The sequence below is a fragment of the Paenibacillus sp. Soil766 genome (assembly GCF_001428105.1).
GTDB lineage: Bacteria > Bacillota > Bacilli > Paenibacillales > NBRC-103111 > Paenibacillus_E.
Genome location: NZ_LMSJ01000004.1, coordinates 17505 through 40615, shown reverse-complemented (window position 1 = coordinate 40615; position 23111 = coordinate 17505). Strand labels below are relative to the sequence as shown.

23 protein-coding genes are annotated in these 23111 nt (G+C 46.4%); 6 read left to right on the top strand and 17 right to left on the bottom strand.

Going from position 1 to position 23111, the window contains the following annotated elements:
• Positions 1-2: 2 nt before the first annotated feature.
• From ASG89_RS04070 to ASG89_RS04035, 8 genes are all read right to left on the bottom strand, one after another.
• Positions 3-1523 (bottom strand): pyridoxal phosphate-dependent decarboxylase family protein, encoded by a 1521-nt coding sequence (locus ASG89_RS04070; RefSeq protein WP_057309022.1) that lies wholly within the window; start codon positions 1521-1523, stop codon positions 3-5.
• Entirely contained in the window at positions 1520-2881 is a 1362-nt protein-coding gene (locus ASG89_RS04065) for an aspartate aminotransferase family protein (protein ID WP_057309021.1), read from the bottom strand. The genes ASG89_RS04070 and ASG89_RS04065 overlap by 4 nt, the downstream gene beginning before the upstream one ends.
• Positions 2882-3431: 550 nt before the next feature.
• The gene (locus ASG89_RS04060) at positions 3432-4304 is read right to left on the bottom strand and encodes an alpha/beta hydrolase (protein ID WP_082592715.1); all 873 of its coding nucleotides are present in this window, start codon (positions 4302-4304) and stop codon (positions 3432-3434) included.
• 850 nt (positions 4305-5154) lie between these two features.
• The gene (locus ASG89_RS04055) at positions 5155-6183 is read right to left on the bottom strand and encodes a FecCD family ABC transporter permease (RefSeq protein WP_057309206.1); all 1029 of its coding nucleotides are present in this window, start codon (positions 6181-6183) and stop codon (positions 5155-5157) included.
• Positions 6176-7183, bottom strand: coding sequence for a FecCD family ABC transporter permease (locus ASG89_RS04050; protein ID WP_057309020.1), 1008 nt, complete (start codon positions 7181-7183; stop codon positions 6176-6178). Before ASG89_RS04050 ends, ASG89_RS04055 begins: the two co-directional genes overlap by 8 nt.
• 10 nt (positions 7184-7193) lie before the next feature.
• Entirely contained in the window at positions 7194-8201 is a 1008-nt protein-coding gene (locus ASG89_RS04045; RefSeq protein ID WP_057309019.1) for an ABC transporter substrate-binding protein, read from the bottom strand.
• A gap of 100 nt (positions 8202-8301) precedes the next feature.
• Complete coding sequence (locus ASG89_RS04040) at positions 8302-9894, bottom strand: AraC family transcriptional regulator (protein WP_235549599.1); 1593 nt, start codon at positions 9892-9894, stop codon at positions 8302-8304.
• Between the two features lie 151 nt (positions 9895-10045).
• A complete protein-coding gene (locus tag ASG89_RS04035; protein ID WP_157276514.1) occupies positions 10046-11143 on the bottom strand; it encodes a serine hydrolase domain-containing protein in 1098 nt (365 codons plus the stop codon).
• Between the two features lie 226 nt (positions 11144-11369).
• Between ASG89_RS04035 and ASG89_RS04030 the strand changes: the two genes are divergently transcribed.
• Positions 11370-11954, top strand: coding sequence for an AAA family ATPase (locus ASG89_RS04030; protein WP_057309017.1), 585 nt, complete (start codon positions 11370-11372; stop codon positions 11952-11954).
• 108 nt (positions 11955-12062) lie between these two features.
• On the opposite strand, the gene ASG89_RS36125 is transcribed toward ASG89_RS04030, so the two are convergent.
• Together ASG89_RS36125 and ASG89_RS37445 are read right to left on the bottom strand one after the other, a co-directional pair.
• Positions 12063-12236: a hypothetical protein gene (locus tag ASG89_RS36125; RefSeq protein ID WP_157276513.1), complete on the bottom strand. Its 174-nt coding sequence runs from the start codon at positions 12234-12236 to the stop codon at positions 12063-12065.
• Between the two features lie 204 nt (positions 12237-12440).
• On the bottom strand, positions 12441-12629 hold the full coding sequence (locus ASG89_RS37445; RefSeq protein WP_057309016.1) for a hypothetical protein: 189 nt from the start codon (positions 12627-12629) through the stop codon (positions 12441-12443).
• A gap of 109 nt (positions 12630-12738) precedes the next feature.
• Here ASG89_RS37445 and ASG89_RS04020 point away from each other — a divergent pair, with 109 nt between their 5' ends.
• Both ASG89_RS04020 and ASG89_RS04015 read left to right on the top strand, forming a co-directional pair.
• On the top strand, positions 12739-14397 hold the full coding sequence (locus ASG89_RS04020; protein WP_057309015.1) for a DUF2339 domain-containing protein: 1659 nt from the start codon (positions 12739-12741) through the stop codon (positions 14395-14397).
• Positions 14398-14877: 480 nt separating this feature from the next.
• Positions 14878-15786, top strand: coding sequence for an ArsR/SmtB family transcription factor (locus ASG89_RS04015; protein ID WP_057309014.1), 909 nt, complete (start codon positions 14878-14880; stop codon positions 15784-15786).
• Positions 15787-15877: 91 nt separating this feature from the next.
• On the opposite strand, the gene ASG89_RS04010 is transcribed toward ASG89_RS04015, so the two are convergent.
• The 4 genes from ASG89_RS04010 to ASG89_RS03995 form a co-directional block, all read right to left on the bottom strand.
• On the bottom strand, positions 15878-17059 hold the full coding sequence (locus tag ASG89_RS04010; RefSeq protein WP_057309013.1) for an MGDG synthase family glycosyltransferase: 1182 nt from the start codon (positions 17057-17059) through the stop codon (positions 15878-15880).
• Positions 17056-17730 (bottom strand): phosphatase PAP2 family protein, encoded by a 675-nt coding sequence (locus ASG89_RS04005; protein WP_057309012.1) that lies wholly within the window; start codon positions 17728-17730, stop codon positions 17056-17058. Before ASG89_RS04005 ends, ASG89_RS04010 begins: the two co-directional genes overlap by 4 nt.
• A 943-nt stretch (positions 17731-18673) precedes the next feature.
• Positions 18674-19438, bottom strand: coding sequence for a hypothetical protein (locus ASG89_RS04000; RefSeq protein ID WP_157276511.1), 765 nt, complete (start codon positions 19436-19438; stop codon positions 18674-18676).
• Positions 19439-19444: 6 nt separating this feature from the next.
• Positions 19445-19834 carry a winged helix-turn-helix transcriptional regulator gene (locus tag ASG89_RS03995; protein ID WP_414813242.1) on the bottom strand — a complete coding sequence of 130 codons (390 nt, stop codon included), beginning with the start codon at positions 19832-19834 and terminating at the stop codon, positions 19445-19447.
• 130 nt (positions 19835-19964) lie between these two features.
• Between ASG89_RS03995 and ASG89_RS03990 the strand changes: the two genes are divergently transcribed.
• The 3 genes from ASG89_RS03990 to ASG89_RS37105 are packed head-to-tail and all read left to right on the top strand — an operon-like array spanning position 19965 to position 21134.
• Positions 19965-20318: a DoxX family protein gene (locus ASG89_RS03990; protein ID WP_057309009.1), complete on the top strand. Its 354-nt coding sequence runs from the start codon at positions 19965-19967 to the stop codon at positions 20316-20318.
• A 49-nt stretch (positions 20319-20367) separates the two neighbouring features.
• Positions 20368-20853: a DODA-type extradiol aromatic ring-opening family dioxygenase gene (locus ASG89_RS35370; RefSeq protein WP_057309008.1), complete on the top strand. Its 486-nt coding sequence runs from the start codon at positions 20368-20370 to the stop codon at positions 20851-20853.
• Complete coding sequence (locus ASG89_RS37105) at positions 20766-21134, top strand: class III extradiol ring-cleavage dioxygenase (protein WP_321166470.1); 369 nt, start codon at positions 20766-20768, stop codon at positions 21132-21134. Before ASG89_RS35370 ends, ASG89_RS37105 begins: the two co-directional genes overlap by 88 nt.
• A gap of 55 nt (positions 21135-21189) precedes the next feature.
• Here ASG89_RS37105 and rpmF read toward each other — a convergent pair whose 3' ends face one another.
• From rpmF to ASG89_RS03965, 3 genes are all read right to left on the bottom strand, one after another.
• Complete coding sequence (gene rpmF, locus ASG89_RS03975) at positions 21190-21366, bottom strand: 50S ribosomal protein L32 (RefSeq protein WP_047680282.1); 177 nt, start codon at positions 21364-21366, stop codon at positions 21190-21192.
• Between the two features lie 109 nt (positions 21367-21475).
• Positions 21476-22120 (bottom strand): hypothetical protein, encoded by a 645-nt coding sequence (locus ASG89_RS03970; RefSeq protein ID WP_057309006.1) that lies wholly within the window; start codon positions 22118-22120, stop codon positions 21476-21478.
• A gap of 113 nt (positions 22121-22233) precedes the next feature.
• Complete coding sequence (locus ASG89_RS03965) at positions 22234-22968, bottom strand: class I SAM-dependent methyltransferase (protein ID WP_057309005.1); 735 nt, start codon at positions 22966-22968, stop codon at positions 22234-22236.
• Positions 22969-23111 lie beyond the last annotated feature (143 nt).

The following is a 23111-nucleotide window of genomic DNA, read 5'->3' as shown; positions in this document are numbered from 1 at the left end:
GATTAAACTCCCCTCAGAGCATGCTGCTCAATCACATATTGTTGTTCTAATTCCATACCCATGCGTACGACATGAGTCAAAATATCAGCAGTATCCTGCGGTGTGGTTAACGGATTAAGCAGCGTAAACTTCAAACATGCTTTTTCCTTCGCTTTCGTTCGAGCAATAACGGCAATACCACGCTCAAGGAGACGATCTCGAATACGATGATTTAACGCATCCACCTCAGTACTCGCCAACTCGGTTGTGGGTATGTAACGGAAAACGACAGCATTTAAAGTCGGTTCCGCCAACAGTTCGAGTGCTTTCACTTGCCGTATTTGTTCCGCAGTGTGGCGTGCGAGCTGCATCGTGTAATCTATCATTGCCGCGAACCTTTTACGACCCAGGTGCTGCAGTGACATGTACAGCTTCAGAGCATCAAACCTCCGCGTTGTCTGAATGGACTTGCCCACAAGATTAGGCACCCCTGCCTGATCGTCTTCTTGCGGATTTAAATAGTCGGCGTTCAGCTGTAAATAGCGATAGTTCGCCGAATCCCGCAATAAGAATGCTCCGCAGCTGATCGGCTGATAAAACATTTTATGGAAATCAACGGTAATCGAGTCTGCTAAGGCAATTCCCTCTAGCAAGTTGGCGTGTTTATCGCTTAAAGCAAGCGCACCACCATAGGCTGCATCGATGTGAAACCAAATACTGTGTTTATGTGCAAGTACTGCAAGCTCAGGCAGTGGATCGATGCTGCCGAAGTCCGTTGTGCCGGCTGTAGCCACTAATGCAAACGGAAGCAATTCATCTTGAAGCAAACGATTGATTGTATGTTCAAGAACATGAGATTGCATTTGCCCGAGCGAATCTACAGGGATCGTAATGACCGCATGTTGTCCCAAACCTAACAGAGCCGCCGATTGCTTGACTGTAAAATGGGCCGCTTCCGAACATAGAATTCGCAGGCGGTCACCCTGTGGAGGTAAGCCCCACTGTTGCACATTCCAGTTCCATTTCGTATAGGCATAATGATCCCTAGCTAGCAGTAGGCCCATGAAGTTAGACTGCGTTCCCCCGCTGGTGAATACCCCATCGCCAACGCCCTTGTTATAGCCGAACAGCTCACATAACCAACCAATCATTTCTTCTTCCAGCATGGTTGCCGACATACTCTGATCCCAAGAATCCATAGATTGATTCAGTGTTGCCAGCAGTGTCTCCGCCATTAGTGATGCTTGAAGCGGCGGGCAATGAAGGTGTGCCACACACGCAGGGTGATTCACAACTGCTGCGTGTTTCACCACGGTAGTGCCAATGAAATAAAGCAGTTCCTCCATGCTAACGCCCTGCTCGGGACACACCTGACGATTGCGAAAGGCCGCTGCCAAATCCTGTGGCGCAGCCCCGCTGTAAGGCTTCTCCGATGCTGCGAAATCGCGAATGAGCACCTCAACCGTTGCGTGCATATGCTTACGAAAGAGAGTTTGACTCTCCACCGTTATGTTTAAAAAGTCGGATGCGAATTCCCTGTTCACCCAAGTACCCCCTGAAGACTTAGCGACTGACGTTCTGCTGCCATAACGGCCTCGTGGAAAATTTCGGCAATCCGGTCAATCTCTTGTTCTGTTACATTAAGTGGCGGCAGGAAACGAACAACGCTTCCATGACGTCCTCCAAGTTCTAGGATGAGTCCACGCCGCAGACATTGCTGTTGAATTTCACGAGCCAACTCTGGATTAGCTGGATAGCTGCCGATTCGGTCAGCTTCTCGTTCGGTGTCCACAATCTCAGCACCGACCATTAACCCTCTTCCTCTGACTTGACCGATACATCTCACAGCCGATCTAGTTTGCTCTAAATGCTTGCAGAGCCGTTCACCAACGACTGCCGCATGTTCAACCAGCCGTTCTTCCCGAATGATCCGCAGCGTTGCCGCACCAGCAGCCATGGCTAACTGATTGCCACGGAATGTACCTGCATGTGCCCCAGGCTCCCATTTGTCCAGTTCTTCGCGATACACGATGACCGACAACGGCAGACCTCCACCTATAGCTTTGGAGATCACGATCACATCAGGAATAATGCCCGCATGTTCGAACGCAAACATCCGGCCAGTTCGGCCGATTCCTGACTGTACTTCGTCAATGATTAAAGGAATCTCCCGTTCTTTCGTCATTCTACGAATTTCTCTGGCCCATGCATGAGGTGCTGGAATCACACCGCCCTCACCCTGCACTAACTCCATAATCATGCCTGCAGGTGACAGCACGCCACTTTCTGGATCGTCTAACAAGTGTTCAATATAGCGGCTGCCAATTTGGTGGCCTTGCTCTCCTCCAATACCAAATGGACAGCGATAATCATACGGATATGGCAAAAATTGCGTACCTGGCAACAATCCGCCCACATGGCGTTTCGGACCCAGGTTACCTGTCAAGCTAAGCGCACCGCTGGTCATCCCGTGATATCCCCCATGGAAAGACATCATCCCGCTTCTTCCCGTTGCCGTCTTAACCAGCTTCATCGCTGCTTCCACGGCATCTGCTCCTGTGGGTCCACAAAATTGAATACGGGCATTCTGGGCAAATTCAACTGGCAGTATATCAAAGAGCTCATCTACAAAATTCTCTTTAACCGGCGTAGTCAGATCCAGCGTGTGCAACGGCAAACCTGTCGTTAACACGGCTTTCATCGCCTCGATTACGACCGGATGATTGTGGCCTAAGGCAAGTGTTCCTGCTCCTGCCAGACAATCGTAATAGGTTCGGCCATCTGCATCTTTTACCTGAATACCTCTGGCCTCTGTAATTGCAATCGGGATTTTGCGAGGATATGTTCGTGCATTAGATTCCCTCCTCCTCTGACTTTCAAGATATATCGCATTGCCCTTCATAAATGGACTGTTCCTCCTTTGGGAAAATGATCATGAAATGACTTGCTCAATTCTGTTGAAGAGGTTGGTAATAATTTACACAACTTACATCGCCATTGTAAATGATAATCATTATCAATGCAACCCTATATTTTTTCTTTTTTATTGACCTATGACCGAACAAAGTGTGCAGTCATACGGGGAGTGACCTTCATTTTTCGAGCTTCCGTAACCTTTTAGAATAGTGAAACACTCCCCCATCATGCCCGATGCAATCCAAATGTCCTCCCCCTACACAGCTCCCTGAAAAAATTGGTAGTTGACAATTATTTTCCCTTGATTTAACATTTATTAGTGATAATGATTCCCATTATCAATTTATGCGCGATTATAAAACGAGATGATCGTTATACAGGTACTGCTAAACTTTGAAATTTTTAAGCTGAAAAGCCCGGTATCTCTTCACGCCTAAGCGCTAGATATCGGGCTTTTTTCGAAAATAGAAATATTTCCTGCCATAGCATGAAGGACAGGATCCGAGATGGGGCCGCATTGCTATGCTTGCCTTAACTTAAGCCCTTCGCATAAAGCGAACAGCACGACTGACCAACCCAGGAAGTACTGAAACATGCCCTTCCCCTTCAAACTCGTAAAAGTCCGCATGGAGCTTCTCTCTTGGTAAAAGCGCGAGGCGCTCATACAGTTCTCTTGCATTCTCATTCATGTTACTTGGGTGCCCCTGCTCCAGTTCTCCAGTGGTGATGAGCAGCTTATGGTTCGACTGTGTGAAGCCGAGATTAGCCGTGTATTGATCTTCCTGTTCTTTCAGAATAACCTTATTCCAGTGAATTGATGGGCTGCCAGCTATGTAGGTCTGGTACGTTTGAGGCTGTGTGAACAGCGTTTGCAGCACGAAAAGCCCACCCAATGAATGACCAAAAATTGCTTGCTGCTTCGTATTAATTGGATAATCGCGTTCGATGCGCGGTTTGAGTTCCTGCTCAATAAAGGCTCGGAATGCATCTGCGCCTCCTAGCTGTGGCCGGGCAGCATCTTTGTTCCGTACAGGTAAAGCATCCAGCACTTCTTGGGGTGTTGGCATCGTAAAATCATAAAATCGCGAGGAATCGAACGGCTCCTCCGTCGGATAACCAATTCCTACCACGACTGCTGGATAGACACCTGTCTTCTCAGGGATTCGTGATTGTACACGCAGCGCTTCAACCATCGTGGCAAAAATCGCATTCGCATCCAGCAAATAGATGACTGGGAATCCTTCTAGCGGTGCTTCTTGCGAAGGCTTGAATACGTAAATTTGATAGGGCTGCTCTCTTGTAGCGCTATGAAGAAGATATTGTTCTGTGTTCGGTAATGTAAAAGACTGACGGACAACTTCACTCGAAGGTGTAGGGGTCTCAATGGATGGATCGGGTAATCGTGTCATTAGGTTTCCTCTCTTCTTTTCTTGTTTCAGGGCAATGATCAGGCTGGATCTCGTCTGGTTATGGAGCAATTACGAAAATTAGTTGATGATCATTCTCATTTTTGATTATAGAGGATGGTAAACACAGCGACCATGAATAATATCCACATAATGAAATGGAGAATGTTCAGGTTAACCAAGGAGGTTGGTTGATCGAGATGTGGAAAGCGTTGAATTCCCCCTCTCGGTGGGGATTATGCCGATCTGACCGATATCCCTCTAGAGGCAATGGACACCTATAGAGGTGATTTGGAAAGCTGTGTTGGGGTGGCAGCTAGTTGGCCGTTGACGATAATAGCATACTTTGGGAACACTGTGTTGGTGGGAGCATGAGTTCAAAGTAGCTTGTCTGATGTTGGCATGAATAAGGTGCGTTTGGAGGCTGTGACGGTGGGGATGGCAGGCACTAGTAGCTAGTTTGTTGGTTAGTGATAATGAGGTGCGTTTGAGTGCTCAGTTGGTGGGATGATATGGTCCAAGTAGCTAGTTTGGTTTTGCTCCCCCTTACCTGCAGAGGAGGATTAACTGTAAAAACTCCATTTAAATTCTATGAATTTCCTTAAGAGAATATTCATATTTAACTGGATTTCCTACATCTATTTCTGCTGATCTCAGTGATATCCGCAATTTCAGCGGAAATTAGCTACATAAAATCCATCTGTTTGCTAGAAAGCGTAGTTTTCCGAAACATTAGCTGTAGGAAATCCATCTAATCTGCTCTGCCATGCCCTGCTCCCTGCCAACTCGCTCACCCAGCTCCGCCCCCAAACAACACAAACCGCCCCCTCCCAGGGGCGGTACAACTTCCCTTTTATCGGCGATGCTTATTCCGATACAGCAGCCAAACGAAGTACGGCACGCCAATGATGGCGATGACGACGCCGACGGGCATCTCCACCGGCGCGAACGCCATTTTGGCGATGAAATCGGAGATCATCACCAAGAGCGCGCCAACAATCGCGCTGACCGGCAGCAGCCTGCGATGCGTGATGCCGACGAGTCGGCGTGCGATATGCGGCGCCATGAGGCCAATGAACCCGATGCCGCCGGAGACGGATACGCAGGCACTAACAATACCGATACTGCTTAGCAGCAGGATCGCTTTCTCTTTGTCCACGGCTGCGCCGAGTCCGCGGACGCTCTCCTCGGTTAGCTGGAACACATCCAGCACCAGCGATCGCCAGATCAGAACTGGCGTCAATACGATCAACCATGGCAGCATGGAGAGGATATACTTCCAGTTCGCGCTATAGATGCTGCCGGATACCCAGACGGCAGCCATCTCGAAATCTTTGGCATTCATTTTGAGCGTAATGAACACCGTCACTGCGGATAAGCCCGATGCAATCGCAATCCCTGTAAGCAGAAGCCGCTGCGAGTCTAGTCTCCCATTCTTCTGGGAGAAGACATAGATCAGAAGCGCTGCGCCCAGGCCACCTACCAAGCCAACAACAGGCATGGCCAGTATTGCCCCCCAGCTCGTTCCTTTCACCTTCCCTTGAAAGAAAAACAAGAAGATGACCATTGCCATCCCCGCTCCCGCGTTGATACCCAGGATACCAGGATCGGCCAAGTTGTTCCTAGTCAAGCTCTGCACAACGGTTCCCGCCATCCCTAACCCCATCCCCACCAACAGGGCAATGACGATACGTGGGAGTCGAAACTCCAAAATCACCAGATCATAATCATGCTGCGGATCAATCCGCAACAGAGTCTTAAACACATCCTTCAATGTGATATCGAAGGCCCCATTCGTCAGAGAGATATAAGCCGTTAAGAGCAGAAGCCCTATCCCCAACAATACCTGGAACACGTAATAGCGATCACTTCTTTTAACGATGAGACTCCCCTCCTCGCGTACGGATGAGATAGAGGAAGAACGGAACACCGAGTATTGCGGTAACGACGCCGATCGGCATCTCGAATGGATAGTTGAGGAAGCGGCTTAGCACATCACACAGCCCTAAGAATACAGCACCGATCACAGCCGAACACGGAATAATCCATTTGTAATCGATCCCCGTTAGAAAACGAGTAATATGAGGTACGAGTAGGCCGACGAATCCTATTTTACCTGCAATAGCCACGGAAATACCTGTCAGCAACACAACACTTAATGTCGTTAATAGCTTCACTTGCGTCGTTTTCTGCCCTAACGATACGGCGATTTCATCCCCTAATGAGAAAATCGTCACCGACTTGGACATCCAAAAAGCGAGCCCCAAGCCTACGACAGCAAAAGGAACCGCCAGCATAATCAGCTTCGGGTCCAATTGATGTAGACGTGCGTTATACCAGAAGCTAATATTTTGGGATACTTGGAAATACATCGCGATCGCCGCTGACACACTGCTCAGAAATGTCCCTATCAACGTGCCTAGAATCGCTAATCGTACAGGTGACAATCCCCCAGGCAGCAGTGAAGCTAGCCCGAATACAATAACAATGCTTAACGCCGAGCCAGCAAAAGAGGCCATAATCATAGCCATCATCGAGGAATAAGGTGCAATGACCATACATACGGTAACTGCAAATGCCGAGCCATCAGATATGCCCATGATTGAAGGGGATGCCAGATAATTCCTGGTCATCCCCTGCATGAGAGCGCCCGACACCGCCAGGAAAGCGCCGACGAGCAGCGCCCCTATAACCCTAGGGAGTCTAGCATGCATAATAATTTGATGATCGACATTCCCCGAATCAAAATGCACAAAAGCCTCAATGATACGGCTGATATCAATGCTTTTCGCCCCATAGGTTATGGACAGCACGATCGTTAACACGATCGCAAAAGGTGCTGCCACTAAGATAAGGGTTGGTGCGGGAACTCTCCATTTCATAGCTCTACTCTCACTTTGCTCCAACTATTTTAGAGCTATTAATCGCTTCTAGGAACTTAATTTTGCTGTAAGCAGTACCACCTTGTAAGAGCGGATCTACAAGATTCGTATATAGTTGACCATTTTTAACGGCATTAATATTTTTGAAGATAGGGTTGTTTTTCAAGTCTTCAAACACTTTCGGCGTATCCTTGTTCTCTTCCTCAGAGAATTCCACGATCAAGTAGTCCGGGTTCATCTCGGAGAGCTTCTCAAGAGAGATATTGGCTTGTGATTTCGCTGCTTTTACTTCTTCTGGAACCGTTGCACCTAATTCGGCATAGATGGATGGATTGAAGAATACATCCTCCGGATAGATGAATAAGCTGCCTGAACGAACGCGAAGGGCTACTACTTTTTTACCTTTGAAAATAGGACCGATTTTCGCTTTCAAAGCTGCCGAATCCGCTTTGTACTTATCTAGCACTTGCTTCGCTTTATCTTGCTTACCTGTCAACTCACCAAGTAACATCAAGTTATTCTCCCAATCTGTAGCGATGTGGGATACCGGAATGGTTGGCCCGATTTTGGAAATTTTCTCAATCGTCTCCGCCGGGAATTTCGTGCTCATTAGAATAACATCTGGTTTCAATTTCAAAATCGTTTCGAGGTTCGGCTGCGTTTTCTCGCCTACACCCTCTGCTTTATCCGTAATTGGCGCGAATACTGCTGGGAATTTGCCACCAACCGTTAGTGCACCAACTGGTTTCACATCTAGAAGTAAAGCATCTTCCAATGACTCAAGCGCACCTGTAATAACGAGTTTATCCGCTTTCGCAGGAACTGTGTACTCTTTGCCTACGTATTTGATGACTCTTGGCCCTGATGATGTTGCTGCGGGAGCAGCCGTAGGTGCAACTGTGGCAGTTGGAGCTGTTGTACCTGCTGCTGTAGGTGCCGTTTCTGTTTTCTCCCCGCCACATGCCGTCAACCCTAATAGCACCAATGTCGTAATACCGATCGTTGCTAACTTTTTCATTTTTAATAAATCCCCTCTCTATCCGCTACGAATGATAATCATTCTCATCAAATTATAAAAGAAGTTGCCCATGTCGAACATGGACAATATACGGAAATTCTCATGTACGATTGTCACATAAATGCTCATGAATGTCTTGAACCATGCGTTCCATAGCATAAGCGGAGTACTCTCTCCACGGATCTGAGGAAATGAGATGAAGGCGATTTCTGCGCACAACCTTCAAGTCCTGCCACGTGGCAGACGTTCTGATTCGTTCCCAATGCTGCAACGTCTCTGATTCCTGCCGGATATTAAGAAGCAAATGATCCGCATCGAGTTGAGCCAGTTCTTCCAGCGTCAAGCTTTGGTTTTTGGCATACTTCTCTACCCCTAAGGGCGGTTGCAAGCCTAAATCTCGAAAAACGTCTCGCATTCCCCGTGTCGGGAGTAGGTAGAAGCTATCGCCTAATAAGCTGGCCATTAATACATTGTCATTCTGCAGTTCTTCCTGCAATCGTTCCCGTAATAATTGAATGTGGCGATTGTAGCCCTCCATCCACACAACAGCTTCGTCTAAAGCACCCACAATTTGCGCGGTCGCGTGCAGTTGTTCCTGCCAGTTTTTATCATACAGAGGTACAATATGAACAGGAGCTATGTGAGACAAACGCTCCTTCTCCTCGATGGCCAACTGGTCTGTGCTAATGATGAAATGCACCTGACTGTGCTCCAGTGCTGCCACGTTCGTCTCCCAATCCTCATTAAACCGGTAGCCACTCAAGTGCAACGGGATATCTGTGCGATACTTATTATAGTAGTAGGAACTCCATTTAGGATGGAGGGGTGCGGCGTAGGGCATAATCTTGAGCGCTAGCAACTGTCCAAGCACTGTCGAAGAATAGGCGACGATTCGTTGTCGGCGATTTTTCAAATATACCGTCGGCGACACACCAACCTCTTTCTTAAATATGCGGCTAAAATAAAACTCATCATTGTAGCCCACCTGGTAGGCAACATCCTTCAAACGGACCTCAGTTTGCAGCATAAGCTGCTTCGCCATATTGACTCTCACTTCCGTTAGGTAGTCGATGGCGGTTTTACCATACGTTTTTTTGAATAAACTGACATAATATTTCGGACTAATTTCGGCCATACGCGCGAGCTGTTCAATCGTCATACTTTCTCGATAATGGGCTTCAATATAGCTCTTAGTTCGATCCATAGCGGCTCGTGAGTCGGATTTGGGATTCTGACGAATGTGCGTCATCACCCAATAGATCAGTTCTAGAAATAGCGACTGTGCTCGAAATCGTTCCACCGCGCTTTCACTCCGGCAGCTTAAGTAAAGCTGCTCACACAACTGACTTAGTGCACTCTCGATATGTACCGGCAACTCACCAACAAGAGGAAAATTCACTCCAACATCCGAAGTATCATTCTGCATATCAAAAGCAATGAGATACAACTCCGACTTCTGTCCATCGCAAAGCCCCACCGTTTGACCAGGCACTAGGACATGTACCGTATCCGGTTGCATGCGATAAGTTTCCAAATCTATGCTCAAATGGCCTTCGCCTTGCTTAACAACCACCATGCAATAAGAAGAAGTAAGCTGCTGCGCTAACTCCCCTACTTGAATGAGCTGCGCAGTACGAAATTTAAGCCATGTATGATCAAGGCAAAGGAACATGTCTTCATCTTTAGTGAACACTTCAGACAAGATAGCAGGCTCCTCTCTAATTTTGAAAATGAGAATCATTATCAAAATAAAATTTAGCACATAAAGAATAGGCCTGTCAACGATTGACAGACCTCCATGTTGTTACATTATGCTGTGCATCAAGACATGCTAGCCTCGATGTTTAATTAAGTGGTGTGGCTGTGAAGCGCTGAATCGATTGCTGCAATTGCTCGAAAGCTAAGCGGTTCTCAGAGAGCTGCTTGTTCGACCTTACAGCCTGCACCACGTGGTGCAACAGACTTTCTGGCAAATCCACATCACCAGTATTCGCTGTCAATGCAACAACCATCTTCAATTCTGGAATACCGAAGATACGTCTACCTCCTGAACCCGAAGCATAGAAAATATCCATCTCCTTGCGACTTCCTTTACTTAAACCTTTGGCAAGTGATTTGGTCCACCAATAATAGCCATAAAAGCCTTGCGTACCATTACTATAGTTCAAGGTAATTCGCTTCGTGAGTGAGGTACGAATCCAAGATTGGGGAATAATTGATTTCCCTTCCCACTGTCCTTCATTCAGGTAAAGCAAGCCTATCTTCGCCATGTCCGCAAGTGATAGAGCTAATGCCCACGCGCCAATGGTAATGCCTTGATGATCATGATTCCAGTTCACATTCGTTATACCAAGCGGTTCGAATAACCGTGACTTTGCATATTCAAACATGGACATACCCGTTACTTTCCCTATGACTGCCGAGAGTAAATGTGCATCACCGTTAGAATAGTTAAACACCGCACCAGGTTCATGTTGAGCTGGACAATTTAGAATATACGCCACCCAATCCGATGCATGCATCATCTCATTCGATGATTGTTCCTGATCATTATTCCATGAAAGTCCTGAAGTCATGCTTAGCAGATGCTTCAATCGAATCTTTGATTTTAAAGGATCATTTTCTAACTCTGGAAAAAATGCAGCCAGACGCTGTTCTGGACTCTTTAGCTTGCCTTCCTTCAATGCAATCCCGATTAATGCGGATGTCACGCTTTTGGTAACTGATTTCATATCCTGCGGGATTCCAGATTGAATCCCTTCTTTACTAGCATCTGCCACCCATACACCATTCCGTATAACGGCTATACTGTGCACGCCATGATCATGGAAAACGTCAAAAGTCTTAGCTAACGTAGCTGAGTATAACCCTTGTGCCTCAGGCGTTGATGTTGGCCAGCCATGTGTGGGCCATTGAGCCGATGGACGGGATGTTGCTTCCATACTACTTCGTAGTGGACTAATCACATTTGTTAACACAAGATCGATCCTTCCAGTTTGGTTTTCCCCTTTTTTCTTGTAATATACAGAAAAAGTGTGAAGCAAATGTGGTGGGAATCTTAAAGAATCCTTAACCTAGCTGAAAGTTTCCTGAAAATCTGCGTTGAAAACGCTCTTATGTTACAATTTGATGAAATGTCACTCACACCGTTAACTTCGGAGGTTACCTATGCGCAAATTAATCTTCTTCATCGGTCCTGCGGGAGCAGGCAAAACAACACTAGCAAGGGCTTGGGTTCAGCGACATGGCGGGGCTTTCTTGGATATGGATACGTTGCTGCGCCCCGCGGCAGAAGCGATCATGACCCTTGCTGGGCAAGATCCGAGCGATCGAGATTCACCATTTTATAAGAAACACTGCCGAGATTTGGGCTATCGCATCACGATGGATGCGGCGCTTGAACAGCTTACACTTGATCAGGACGCGATCGTAATCGGGCCTTTTACAAGGGAACAGGGGGAACCGCTGTGGCTGGAAGGGGAGCTGGCTCGTATTGGAGCTTCGATACAGGATGTCAGAGTTAAGGTGATTTATGTTCATTTACCGAGCGAGGAAGCGTATCAAGAGCGTATTCGCTTAAGAGGATCGGCACTGGATGTCTGGAAGCTGGACAATTGGCAGCAGTTCCGTACATCGTTGCAGCGTAGTGAAGTTACTTGGCAGATGGAACCGTCGTCCCTCTTGTACTGGGATAATTCGGAGCCGTTATCGGATGCTAGGGAAGCTGAGTTAGCTGCCTTTATCCTAGCTTAATAGGATGTAGGCAACTAAGTTGAGAAGTGCAAAAAAGAGCTGTCTCAAAGTTCTACATCGAACTTTTGAGACAGCCCTTTCGCGCGTGTCCTATGCGTTTCGTGAAACTTAAAATCCCGATTCCAGATAATCGTCATGCTGATCAAAAGTAGGAATATCCTGCTCCTGATTCGGATCTATGACCGATACGCCATCCTTGGTCGTTACATACCAATCTTCATTAGAGCTGAGGACTTCAGTTAAGAAAGCATCAATATCCATGGCTTGTATTCCTTCCATCATGTACCTCAAGGGTGTAGCCCTATTATTGGTGATGATGGTTATGTTTATTCAAAGTTAACTAACCCGCAAAAGCGTTGCGATTTACGGTCAGCTTGCGGAGCGAGATTCTTATAGGATGTAAGGCGGCAACGAAGTTTAAACTGATTAATCAACAGCGCTGTTTGCCCGCGCGTAGTTTTGGCATCTTTTTCAAAGACGAATCCACTATTTGTTTTCAAGATATGTTGTTTCTATATCAAAAGCTATAGCATCATTCACCCACTTGTCCACTTCCCAAGATAACCCACTGATTCGCTGAACATGGTTAAACCAATCTCCAGCAATAACATAGGAGAATCCTTTGTCCGTAACGTTCGTTGTCTTTTTCCCAATCCTTACATGAAGTTCTCCCATTTATAAGGTACTACAACAGAATAGTACTTATTTCATCCATCATATACTGATATCCTGAATGTATAAACATTTGCCCGAAATTATCATCGAGCTAAGGAGAGGTTGCTTCTTGGACATTCATAATCGATTTGAGAACTTAGAAAAGAGAGTTGTCGAGCTTGAGAAAGAACTCGCACATTTAAAGCAAAGCCAACCAACTGAAAACAAAGTAAGTCATCCTATTCCTAATCGCACCCCAAATCCTGTTCAAGTTCCGCCCATTGCACCACCTAAACAGGAAGTCATTAAAAAAGAAACCGACTGGGAACACCTCATTGCCAGGGTATGGCTGCCGAGAGTTTTTATGTTCGTACTTCTCATCGGTATCGTATGGGGGTTCAAAGCGGCGGTTGACAACGGACTCCTCACAGAGTGGATGCGCTGTGCGATTGGCTATATGGTCGGTGGGGCCTTCATCATCATCGGTTTCAAACAACATAAAGCAAATCGACCTTTACTATCACAGGTTTTATTAGGTGGTTCCATCGGATTGCTCATGCTAACCACCTTTGCGTGCCATCAATTGTATGAACTCATAGAGGCGCCTCTTGCGTTCATCCTGAATGTGTTATGGGTAGGCTTAGGCTTATGGTTTTCACACAAATTACACTCACAATCCTTAGCAATCATAGCAAGTACAGCAGGTGTTCTAACGCCTTTCTTATTAAATAGTAACAACCCTTCCTCCGTATTTTTCGTAAGTTACGAGACGTTGTTATTTGTAAGCTTTATGCTCTATGCGATGCGCAATCAATTTGTCGGCTTATTTTACACGTCATTTAGTTTACTACCATTCGCATTGTTCCTATTTGACCTTGGTGTACATGGGGATACGAAGGTTGCAGCCATTGGGATGTTAGCCCAACAAGTAGCTTTGTTAGCGTCGATCTGTTTCAAAAGCCCCACCATGAATCATCAACTTCGATTGCTAATTCCAAGTTTCGCGTTCACCGCTATTTGGTTTAAAGTAGCTTACACGGATACGCAATTCAATGTTGTGATGGTTTCAACTTGTATAGCCTATGCCTTGATTTCCTACTGGTTCAGCCGAAAGGCTCACGAGAAGTCACCCTATACGATGACAATCGCATCCTATGCCTTACTTTTCTATTCGGCAAACTACTTCAGTGCTGATGCCTTACCTGGTTTCTTATTGGTTGAGGGAATGATCGCCCTATTCCTTGGTTTCATCGTGAAATCGTCATTACAAAAAATCAATGGAGTCATCATTTATGTACTCGCTTTTGCAACTGCATTGGGGGCAGTCTTAGAGGGGATGACCAGTATCATGTCGGTTGCCATGTTAATATGGCTATTATTATTAGCAACCATGACGGGTATGATCACAATGATTGCCCATTTCGGAGTCGGTTCCTCAACTAAGAACACATTAATCACGTTGAAGTACGGGCTTGGCTTCCTATTCTTATGTTTCATAACGGAAGTAACACAAACATTGACACACGATTTCAGTATAAATATCCAACATCTGTGTGTCTCGTCGACGTGGGTCCTTTACGCGATTAGTGTTATGGCCTACGGTTTGAAGAAAGAAGTCAAACAAATAAGACTCACGGGTATCGCTTTGTTATTCCTAACTTTAATGAAGGTCATCTTCATGGACTTGCCCAATGTCTCACTGACAATCAAAGCGATTTTGTTCATTGGACTTGGTTTCATCGGCCTCTTGTTATCTCGCTTCTTCTATAAGAAGTCATCAAGCACTTGAGTACTCCCCCCTAATGTTGCAGAAAAGGCGTTCACTCCATATAGTGGACGCCTAATTTCATCTATTCTCGTGTAACGTGCGTACGAAATGTCCCCGCAGGCAAGCCAAGTCCATTAACTAAATTGGCCTCCGTGTAATTCGTCCAGGCATATCGCACCCTTGCTGGCTCCATGATCTCCGGATTCCACACTTCAACGGTGTTACCAACAATGCTCGTTTCAGCCGTCAGGAAGTCGCCATCCTCCGCAGCGATTTGGAAGCCAATGAGTCGCTCGCTCCCCTCGCCTCTGAGCTGACAGTTAGTGTGTGTGGACCTCCCGCTTCAGCTGCTGCCAGTATCACCTGCCATTTGCCTCCCGCGCAGACGAAGAACGTCCTTTTTGCCAAGTTGGCAGTGGGGAAATCAAACATTCAAGTTGTTTAAATAACCTGTAGGTTATACAATAGAAACAAATATGCCTATAAAGTTGAGGTTCCCCTATGCAAATTGAGGTTTCATCCAAAAACATGCCCTTCCTAGAATGCTTCTCATCGGAAACTCGTGTGAAGATGATTGAGCTGCTTGGCGAAGCACCATTAAATATTAAACAGCTGTCCCAGCGGCTAGAGATTTCATCAGCGATCGTGACGAAGCATATTCAGAAGCTGGAGCAAGCTGGCATCGTGCGGTCGGAGAACGTGGTCGGCGTGCGCGGCACACAAAAAATCTGCTACCTGCAGCTTGAACAAGCCACGTTACAGTTTAGGTCAAAGAAGCCTTATGAGCATCCGACAACGACGGTTGCGATTCCCATCGGCCAATACTCGGCCTTCGACGTAAAGCCGACGTGCGGCTTGGCGTCACCGACGCAGCTGATTGGCGTGCTGGATGACCCTCGGTACTTTGCCGATCCGCAGCATGTACAAGCTGGCATTCTCTGGTTCGGCAGCGGCTATGTGGAGTACCGCATCCCGAATTTTTTCCACAGCAATCAGAAACTTCGTTCATTGGAGATTTCATTTGAAATCTGCTCGGAAGCTCCTGGATTTAATGAGAATTGGCCTTCTGATATTTCTTTTTCAGTCAACGATAAGCCACTCGGCCAATGGACCTGCCCTGGTGATTTCGGTAAACACAGAGGTGTACTCACCCCCGATTGGTGGGGAAATGGCAATACACAGCATGGTCTGCTGAAAATTATTACCGTGAATCCGCAGGGCTCCTTTCTGGATGGCACGCAAATATCGACGACCACGATTCATGACCTGAACATCTCATTTTCACAAGATATTCATTTCCGAGTTGCGTCTTTAGAGACATCGACGAATTGTGGCGGGGTTACGCTGTTTGGCAAGCAATTCGGCAACTACGCACAGGATATCATCGTGACGATGCAGGAGGATAAGTAGCTCGCCTCCAACTCATGGCAGCGGAAACAATAAATAACCCTATTCCCCTACCTCAAAAAGAGGGAGGAATAGGGTTATTCTGACTTCTGCTTTAAATATTGGCATAAGAGAATTGTAAGCCATCCTGAATCGGAAGATAATGATGTTCCGTTTCCAAAATCGCATCCACCGTGCGAAGCACATCAGGTTGGCGGTGACTCATCTGCGCATTCTTTTTCAGCTTGAGCAGAACGGATTGGTTCGCGATGACCTCTAGCAACTGGCTCTTCATCTCAGCTGCGTTCTTCACTTCGACCGCTGCGCCGATTCCAACGAGATAGGCAGCATTTGCCTGCTCTTGGCCTGGAATTGGCTTGTACAGCATCATCGGCAGATCCAGCGCAAGCGCTTCGGAAACGGTGAGCCCGCCTGGCTTCGTCACGATCAGATCAGACAGTGCCATTAGTTCGTGCACATGGTCGACGAACCCTGTCACCATCACATGATGATGCGTATTCGAGCCGCCTAGCTCCTCTTCCAAATGCTGTTTCAGCTTCTCATTACGACCACAGACGAAAACAAATTGCACAGGCGCTTTCAGATCATCCGATTGCAGCACGGATTTAAACGACTTCCCGATTAGTCCATGTCCTCCGCCCATCACTAGGACAGTTGGCATGTAGCGGTGCAAGCCGTATTTATCACGAAGCTCCTCACGATTGTAGGTTTGTGTGAAAGGCATGCGAAGCGGTATTCCCGTGACAACGATACGCTGCTCAGGGATTGCATATTTAAGAAGTGCCTGCTTCACATGCTCCGCCCCAACCAGATACTTATCCGTCCCTGGATGAATCCAGTAGCTATGATCGGTGTAATCGGTGATAACCGTCACGGTCGGCACGATTGTAAGGCCGTTACATTTTAGATAGGACATCGCTGCCGCAGCACCTGGGAACGTACACACGACTTCCGTGGGCGCTTCCTCATCTAACAAATCCAGCATTCGGTCGGTGCTGAATGACTTCATCCTTTTGAACAAATGGGATAATGCGGTATCATGTCTGGTCTTGTTGTAGAGAAAACCGTAGACGGAGGGCAAACTTTTTACCCACTGCATATAACAGTATTTACTGAACCCATGCGTATACGGATGCGTCCAAGCCAAATAATCGACTACCTTTACTTCCATATCCGGCCTATACATGCGTACTGCTTCAAGAATAGCTTGTGCTGCTTTATTGTGCCCATCGCCAAGACTGCCCGTCAGTATCAAAAGCTTTCCTTTGCTTCTCATTGCTTCAGTCCCCTTTCGAGCTTATCCTGCCGCGCACTAGCAGCGGTCGATCCTGTTAACCACGTTCTTCTACATCTGTCCACTATATAGACGACTCCTTCTGCCACAAGCACTGCACCCACGATATCCAAAAGCACATGCTGTTTAACAAACTGTGTCGAAACGATAATTAGAATGGCCATGCTTGTCGCTATGATTTTGTATCGCAGCGCAATCGGTACCGATCGGAGATAGGCCCTCATCATGAGGTAGGCCGTTAATACATGTGTACTGGGAAAACAGTTAAACGGTTCATCCGAGCGATACACCCACTGGACTGTCCGCAGCATCCAATCACTACCTTCAATGTCCGGTCGCGGTACTGTCGTCTGATATATAGCATAGACGCTATAACACAAAAGCAAACCTATAATAAATTCTACGAGTGTCTGGAAATAATTCGAGCGATCTCGATACGCTAAATATAGGAATCCTACGGCAAGAAAGACATACCAAGATAAATACGGAACTACGAAGCCTTGGATAAAAGGTATCTGTCGATCCAGATCTGTCATTAAGCTGTACGCATTTCCTGGGTCTTGATTTAAATGTATATAAATGAGCCCTACTAACGGGATCATAAGTAGTCCGCTGCACGCTAGCAAATAGGACATCCAAGCTTTTGTTCTCATGCCAAATCCTCGCTCTCCTCTATGTTATCTCTATCATAAAGGAGGATCGCCATTTGCTAAACGCACCAAGGTACTGTCTTTCGTTAGCCAAAGGTCGTGAAGAAAACCTAGACCAAAGGCGGAGTTGTCCACATCCGTAGATGCATATAAGTTGAGCGTTGAGGAGGCATATGAGTTAGCAGTTTAACAGAATGTCGGCCAATTGGTACTGTTACAACAATATTACAACAATGTTACAACTTCATACAGCATACCAAATCAGACGCGGAAAAGCACCTTCTACGGCATCATGGTGAGAAGCATGCCATGATGTCGATGTAATGCAAACTAGCGGTACGTCTAAAATCCTATCACATTCTCCACCTGTGGATAACATTTTCTGTGGATATGTGCATAAGATATTAAAAAGATTATGCACAGCCTGGTTTGTGGACATGTTGATACTGTGGGTAATTCTGGGGATAAGTGCGTATAAGGTGAATTTCAGGGTGAATTTGTGAGGCAAAAAGAGGGAGGAAGGCAGATGGATTGAGCGAAAAAAAATATAGAGTGAAGAGAACAGAGGGGAGTGAGCAAAGTAAGGAGAGCTGTGTGGTGAGAGCTGTGTGATGAGGAATGAAAGCCGGTGGGATTGGGCGGTGGTAGTGCGAGAGGGTGGGTGGTGACGTGTTATCGTACTAAACCAACTAACTGGATTTTCTCCCGCTAATTTCGGGGTTTTCTCCACTACAATCGAGCATTAGATGGAAAATCTCCAGTTAAATATGCCCGTTCGAGGCAAAAAGGGGGAGAATGCTTCAAATTAGATGGAGAAAATCCATCTAAACTGCGTTTCGCACGATTTGCCCCGATAATAGATGGAGGAAATCCATCTATGTGTGAATCTCCCCCTCAGCAGCCACCAACAGCGTCAACCGACGCATCCAGCCGCCGCGGACATGACCTATTTTAAAAACTGATCCGTTGATCCTGTCGCCACAAAATCGCTTAGCTTCAGAAGCTTCTTCTTCCCCATGTTGCCAGTAATCGTATGCGAAGTAATCTTCTCGGCCTTCGGATCGTCAACGATTCTTTTGACATAATCACCTGTAAGCAGGTTATAGTCTTCTTCGTCACCAGTCGTTTCCGTCATCGTCCCCGAAAAGTAGGATCCCACCGTGGCTCCTATCAGGTACCAATCCTCATCTTGAAATCTGAATCGGTATTTCCCGTACCATCTGTCGTTACTTCCCCCATAAAAGCTGATGACAACGGTGCCTCTATCGATGTTAATACCAGCTAGTGGATCGCCCCATATCCCGCCTTCATCGGCTTTCAGTATCGCCTTATCTGCGATGATCGAGCGTGTGTAGGTGTTATCTGAATTGCCGAAACCAATCACAAGGGCCCTTTTAGGTGCTTGATCTTTATTACTAAGCTGTTCAATGACCATGGCAACGTCCTGGATACCGTCTTTGTTCAAGTCGCCTTCAACCATCTCAGGCCTGCTTTGCCGAACTAGTTGCTGCCACCCTTCGGGAATAAGGGCTGCCAGATTTCTAGCCTCACTCACCTTGGGAGCCACCTCTTCCTTATTCACACGAATTGAAGCCGTTGGCTCTTCTGGCACAGTGCTCGGAACTGACGTTGTAAGCTCATCTGTTTGGCACGCGGACAACCCTATCATGAAAGTTACTACTATGAAATAAGACAGAAATTTCAACTGCATGACTCCTCACCCTTTGATCACTTCGTCCAATCTACCTTCAAATGATTCCACAGATCTTTCTTCTCCATACAACTCATTCAAATGGGTGAGATGCGACATTCCCCAATCATTCATGGCCTGTAAGACTGTAGACATTCCTTTGCCGTGTTCTGTAATGGAATATTCAACTTTGGGAGGGATCTGGTGATAGATCTTCCGATGAACAATATCGTGATATTCTAGCTCCCTTAATTGTTGGGTTAGCATTTTTTTAGTTATATCTGGGATCGCTTTCTGCAGTTCACTAAATCTCATCGTGCCATTGGAGAATAAGTGGAATAGAACGACGGGCTTCCATTTGCCTACAAGGATTTCTAAGACGGTTTCAAATTTACAATGAGGTGCCTCCATGTCCATTTCCTCCTCAATTTCATATAGGTATCTTTTTGTATACTAGGTTTATTTTGAGTAACTACTTCTCAGTATCATTCCTAGAGATTATTATACGACTATACACTTACTTAATTCAAGGAGGTAATTTTATTTCGTGAATATCACATTGTGGATCGCACAAGGAATTATGGCATTAGCGTTTATTATGGCAGGTTCTATGAAAACTTTTCAGTATGAGAAAGCCAAAGCCGGAATGCCGTGGGTCAAAGATTCTTCACCAAGCTTAGTTGCATTTATCGGGATATCCGAATTACTTGGAGGAATCGGTTTGATTGTGCCGTATGCGACTGGAATTGCTCCTATTTTGACGCCAATAGCCGCTATTGCACTAGGTTTAATCATGGTACTTGCAGCACTATTTCACGCTAAGAGGAATGAAAACTCAGGTATCGGGATGAACATCATTTTCTTGGCGATATTACTATTTGTAGCTATCGGACGTTGGTAAGGTGTAAGTTGAATACCACACAATACACATATGAGTAGGAGGTCTCACTATGCTTGCCCCTGTCTTCTTGCCTCACGGCTCACCCTATACCATTTTCGAAAAATCCGAATTCACAGCGTTCCTGAACCGCTTCGGCCAAGAGAATCGCCCCAAAGCCATCGTCATCTTCTCGGCCCATTTCGAAAGCGACATAACGACCATTGCCGCGACAGACGATGTTCATGACATGGAATATGATTACTATGGATTCCCATCCTCATTTTACCAGGTTCAATATCCCGCAAGAGGCTCAACAATCGTTGCTGCTATGGTAGAAGAACGTCTTCGTCGTAATCACATTCCGGTTCAAAGAAAATATCGCGGCATCGATCACGGTGTATTCCCTATCATGATGCATGCTTATCCGGAAGCCGATATTCCTATCTTCCCGTTTCGGTCAACCCCTTCCTGCCGGCGAGACAGCAGATTGCGATCGGTGAAGCGCTGCAAGGGCTTGAGCAAGATGGCATTCTCGTCATCGGAAGCGGTTTCTTGACGCATAACTTCAATGAAATTGACCGTAATAAAGAGGCTCCGCCTCGCGCTTGGGCTGTGCAATTCAGAGACTGGATTCGGGAGAAGGTGCTCGCCAGAGATATCGAAGCCTTAAGCCAATACGAAACGCTAGCCCCCCATGCAGTCCTAGGCGTCCCTCGTGCCGAGCATTTCGTGCCTTTGCTCATTGCACTTGGCAGCGGAAGCACTGGTCGAGAAATCCGTGTATTGCACGACACCATCGAACATGGTTCATTGAGCACGCTGTCATTCAAATTTTAAATGAGAAAAAGACACTTCGATTAGAAGTGTCTTTTTCATTGCAAGATTCATATGATTATTGAGCTTGTACGATCTCTCTACCCTTATATGAACCGCAGTTTTTGCAAACATGATGCGCTTTTTTAAGCTCAGCACATTGTTCACACTTCACCATTCCTGGCACAGCCAGTTTAAAGTGAGTACGGCGCTTATCGCGACGTGTTTTGGACGTTCTCCGTTGAGGAACTGCCATAGTCAAAACACCTCCAGTTACTTTACTAAACAACAAGAGATATTGTAGCCTTCTCGAAGCCATTTGTCAATGCTAGAACCTATCTTTTGACTTAGCCAATGTCGTATACTTACGATTTTCTTCTTGCCCTAATCAGCAGCAGCCCTGCTCCAATAACTAGGATGACGCCTACTTGCGCGAATTCTAGTAGATGATACCGTACTAACCGATGATAGATCGCTTTGAGAATAGTCCATTTATTCGTATACGTCATCGTATCCATCTTGCCTTTTAAAATCACATCATCTATCGGATCCGCACCTTGCCCCATCTTACTCAGTTCCGAAGTGGCATCGGTAAGCTTCTTCGTTAATGAGCAAGAGCTTGTTTGCAGCATATTCTCCTTAAAGTCATAGTCATATGCAAAAACCAGATAGGTTTCACCAAGTTGAAACGTATAGCCACACGAAGGTTCACCCAAGTTGGTAAGGACAATGGCCTGCGTCTCATTCATCCCCTTCCACGTTGCCTCTACCTCGAAATGAACAGCGATTTTATGATCGAGAATGCCATTGATATCTAGAACCTTGGGTTCGATGGCAAGCACTTTGCCTGAGAACACAGCCTTCGATTGTTCCACAGCCTTTATCGGATCTGTTTGCAGCGCGCAGCTACAAGCATAGCTTTTACTTGGCAAGACTAGGCTCATACAACTTAGTAGGATTACGAATGAGAGAGCCATTACAAATCGATTCACAAGCTTTCTTCCTTTCAATTGAAAATCTCCTAAACTAACTGACGTGGATTTCCAAATAATGTTTCACCTATAGGACTAAAGATACAAAAAAAATCCTACTACCCGAGGGGCAGCAGGACATAAGTCATAAGTTACTTATTAACCGCTGAAATCAAAAGGAAGATGGGACGGCGCGTTTCGTCTTTCATATCGGGGTACTTCTCCAAAGCTTCTTGCGTCGGTTGAGGCTCCGCGAGCTTCGTAATAAGGAATCCCGCTTCAATTAGCGCATTCATATAGGAATCGATCGTTCGATGATATTTGACCACGTCATGATCTAGAAACCTGGCTACCCGCTGCCCCTCCTCCTGATAGTCGTCGACAGGCCAGTGCATACGCTCGCCTCCGGGGCCGTAATGCCAGTCTTGCGCAGCACGTGCGGTAAAGACCGGATGCTCCACTGAGAGTACGAAGGTGCCTCCAGCGACCAGACAATGCTGTACCTTACGGCAAACCGCATCAAATTGCTCAACATAGTGAAGAGCCAATGAGGAGATGACAACGTCAAACTCGCCCGCCGCGAAGTCGATGTCTTCAATCGCCAATCTCTGATACGTGATACCTGAATCGCTATGATTCGCGCTGGCATACGCCAGCATCTTCTCCGAGAGATCGACTCCTACAACAGACGCTGCCCCTTGCTCGCGGGCATACTTGCAATGCCAACCGTAACCGCATCCCAGGTCAAGAACACGTTTGCCTTCCAGCGTGGGCAGCATCGTACGAAGTACGGGCCATTCCCCAGCAGCATTAAGGCCGCCAATGGAGCGAGGCATCTCGCTATATTTTTCATAAAATCCAAGCTCATCGTATTTATTCTGTTTCATGGCCTCCATGACTCCTCATTTGAATTTATGGTATGATTTGCTAAAATGGACGAACATAAGGGGATTCTCCATCCCTGTCGGCATTGGTATAAGCTCTGTTAACCAGTTTACAATACAATGAGTTTGAAACTCAAAGAATGACC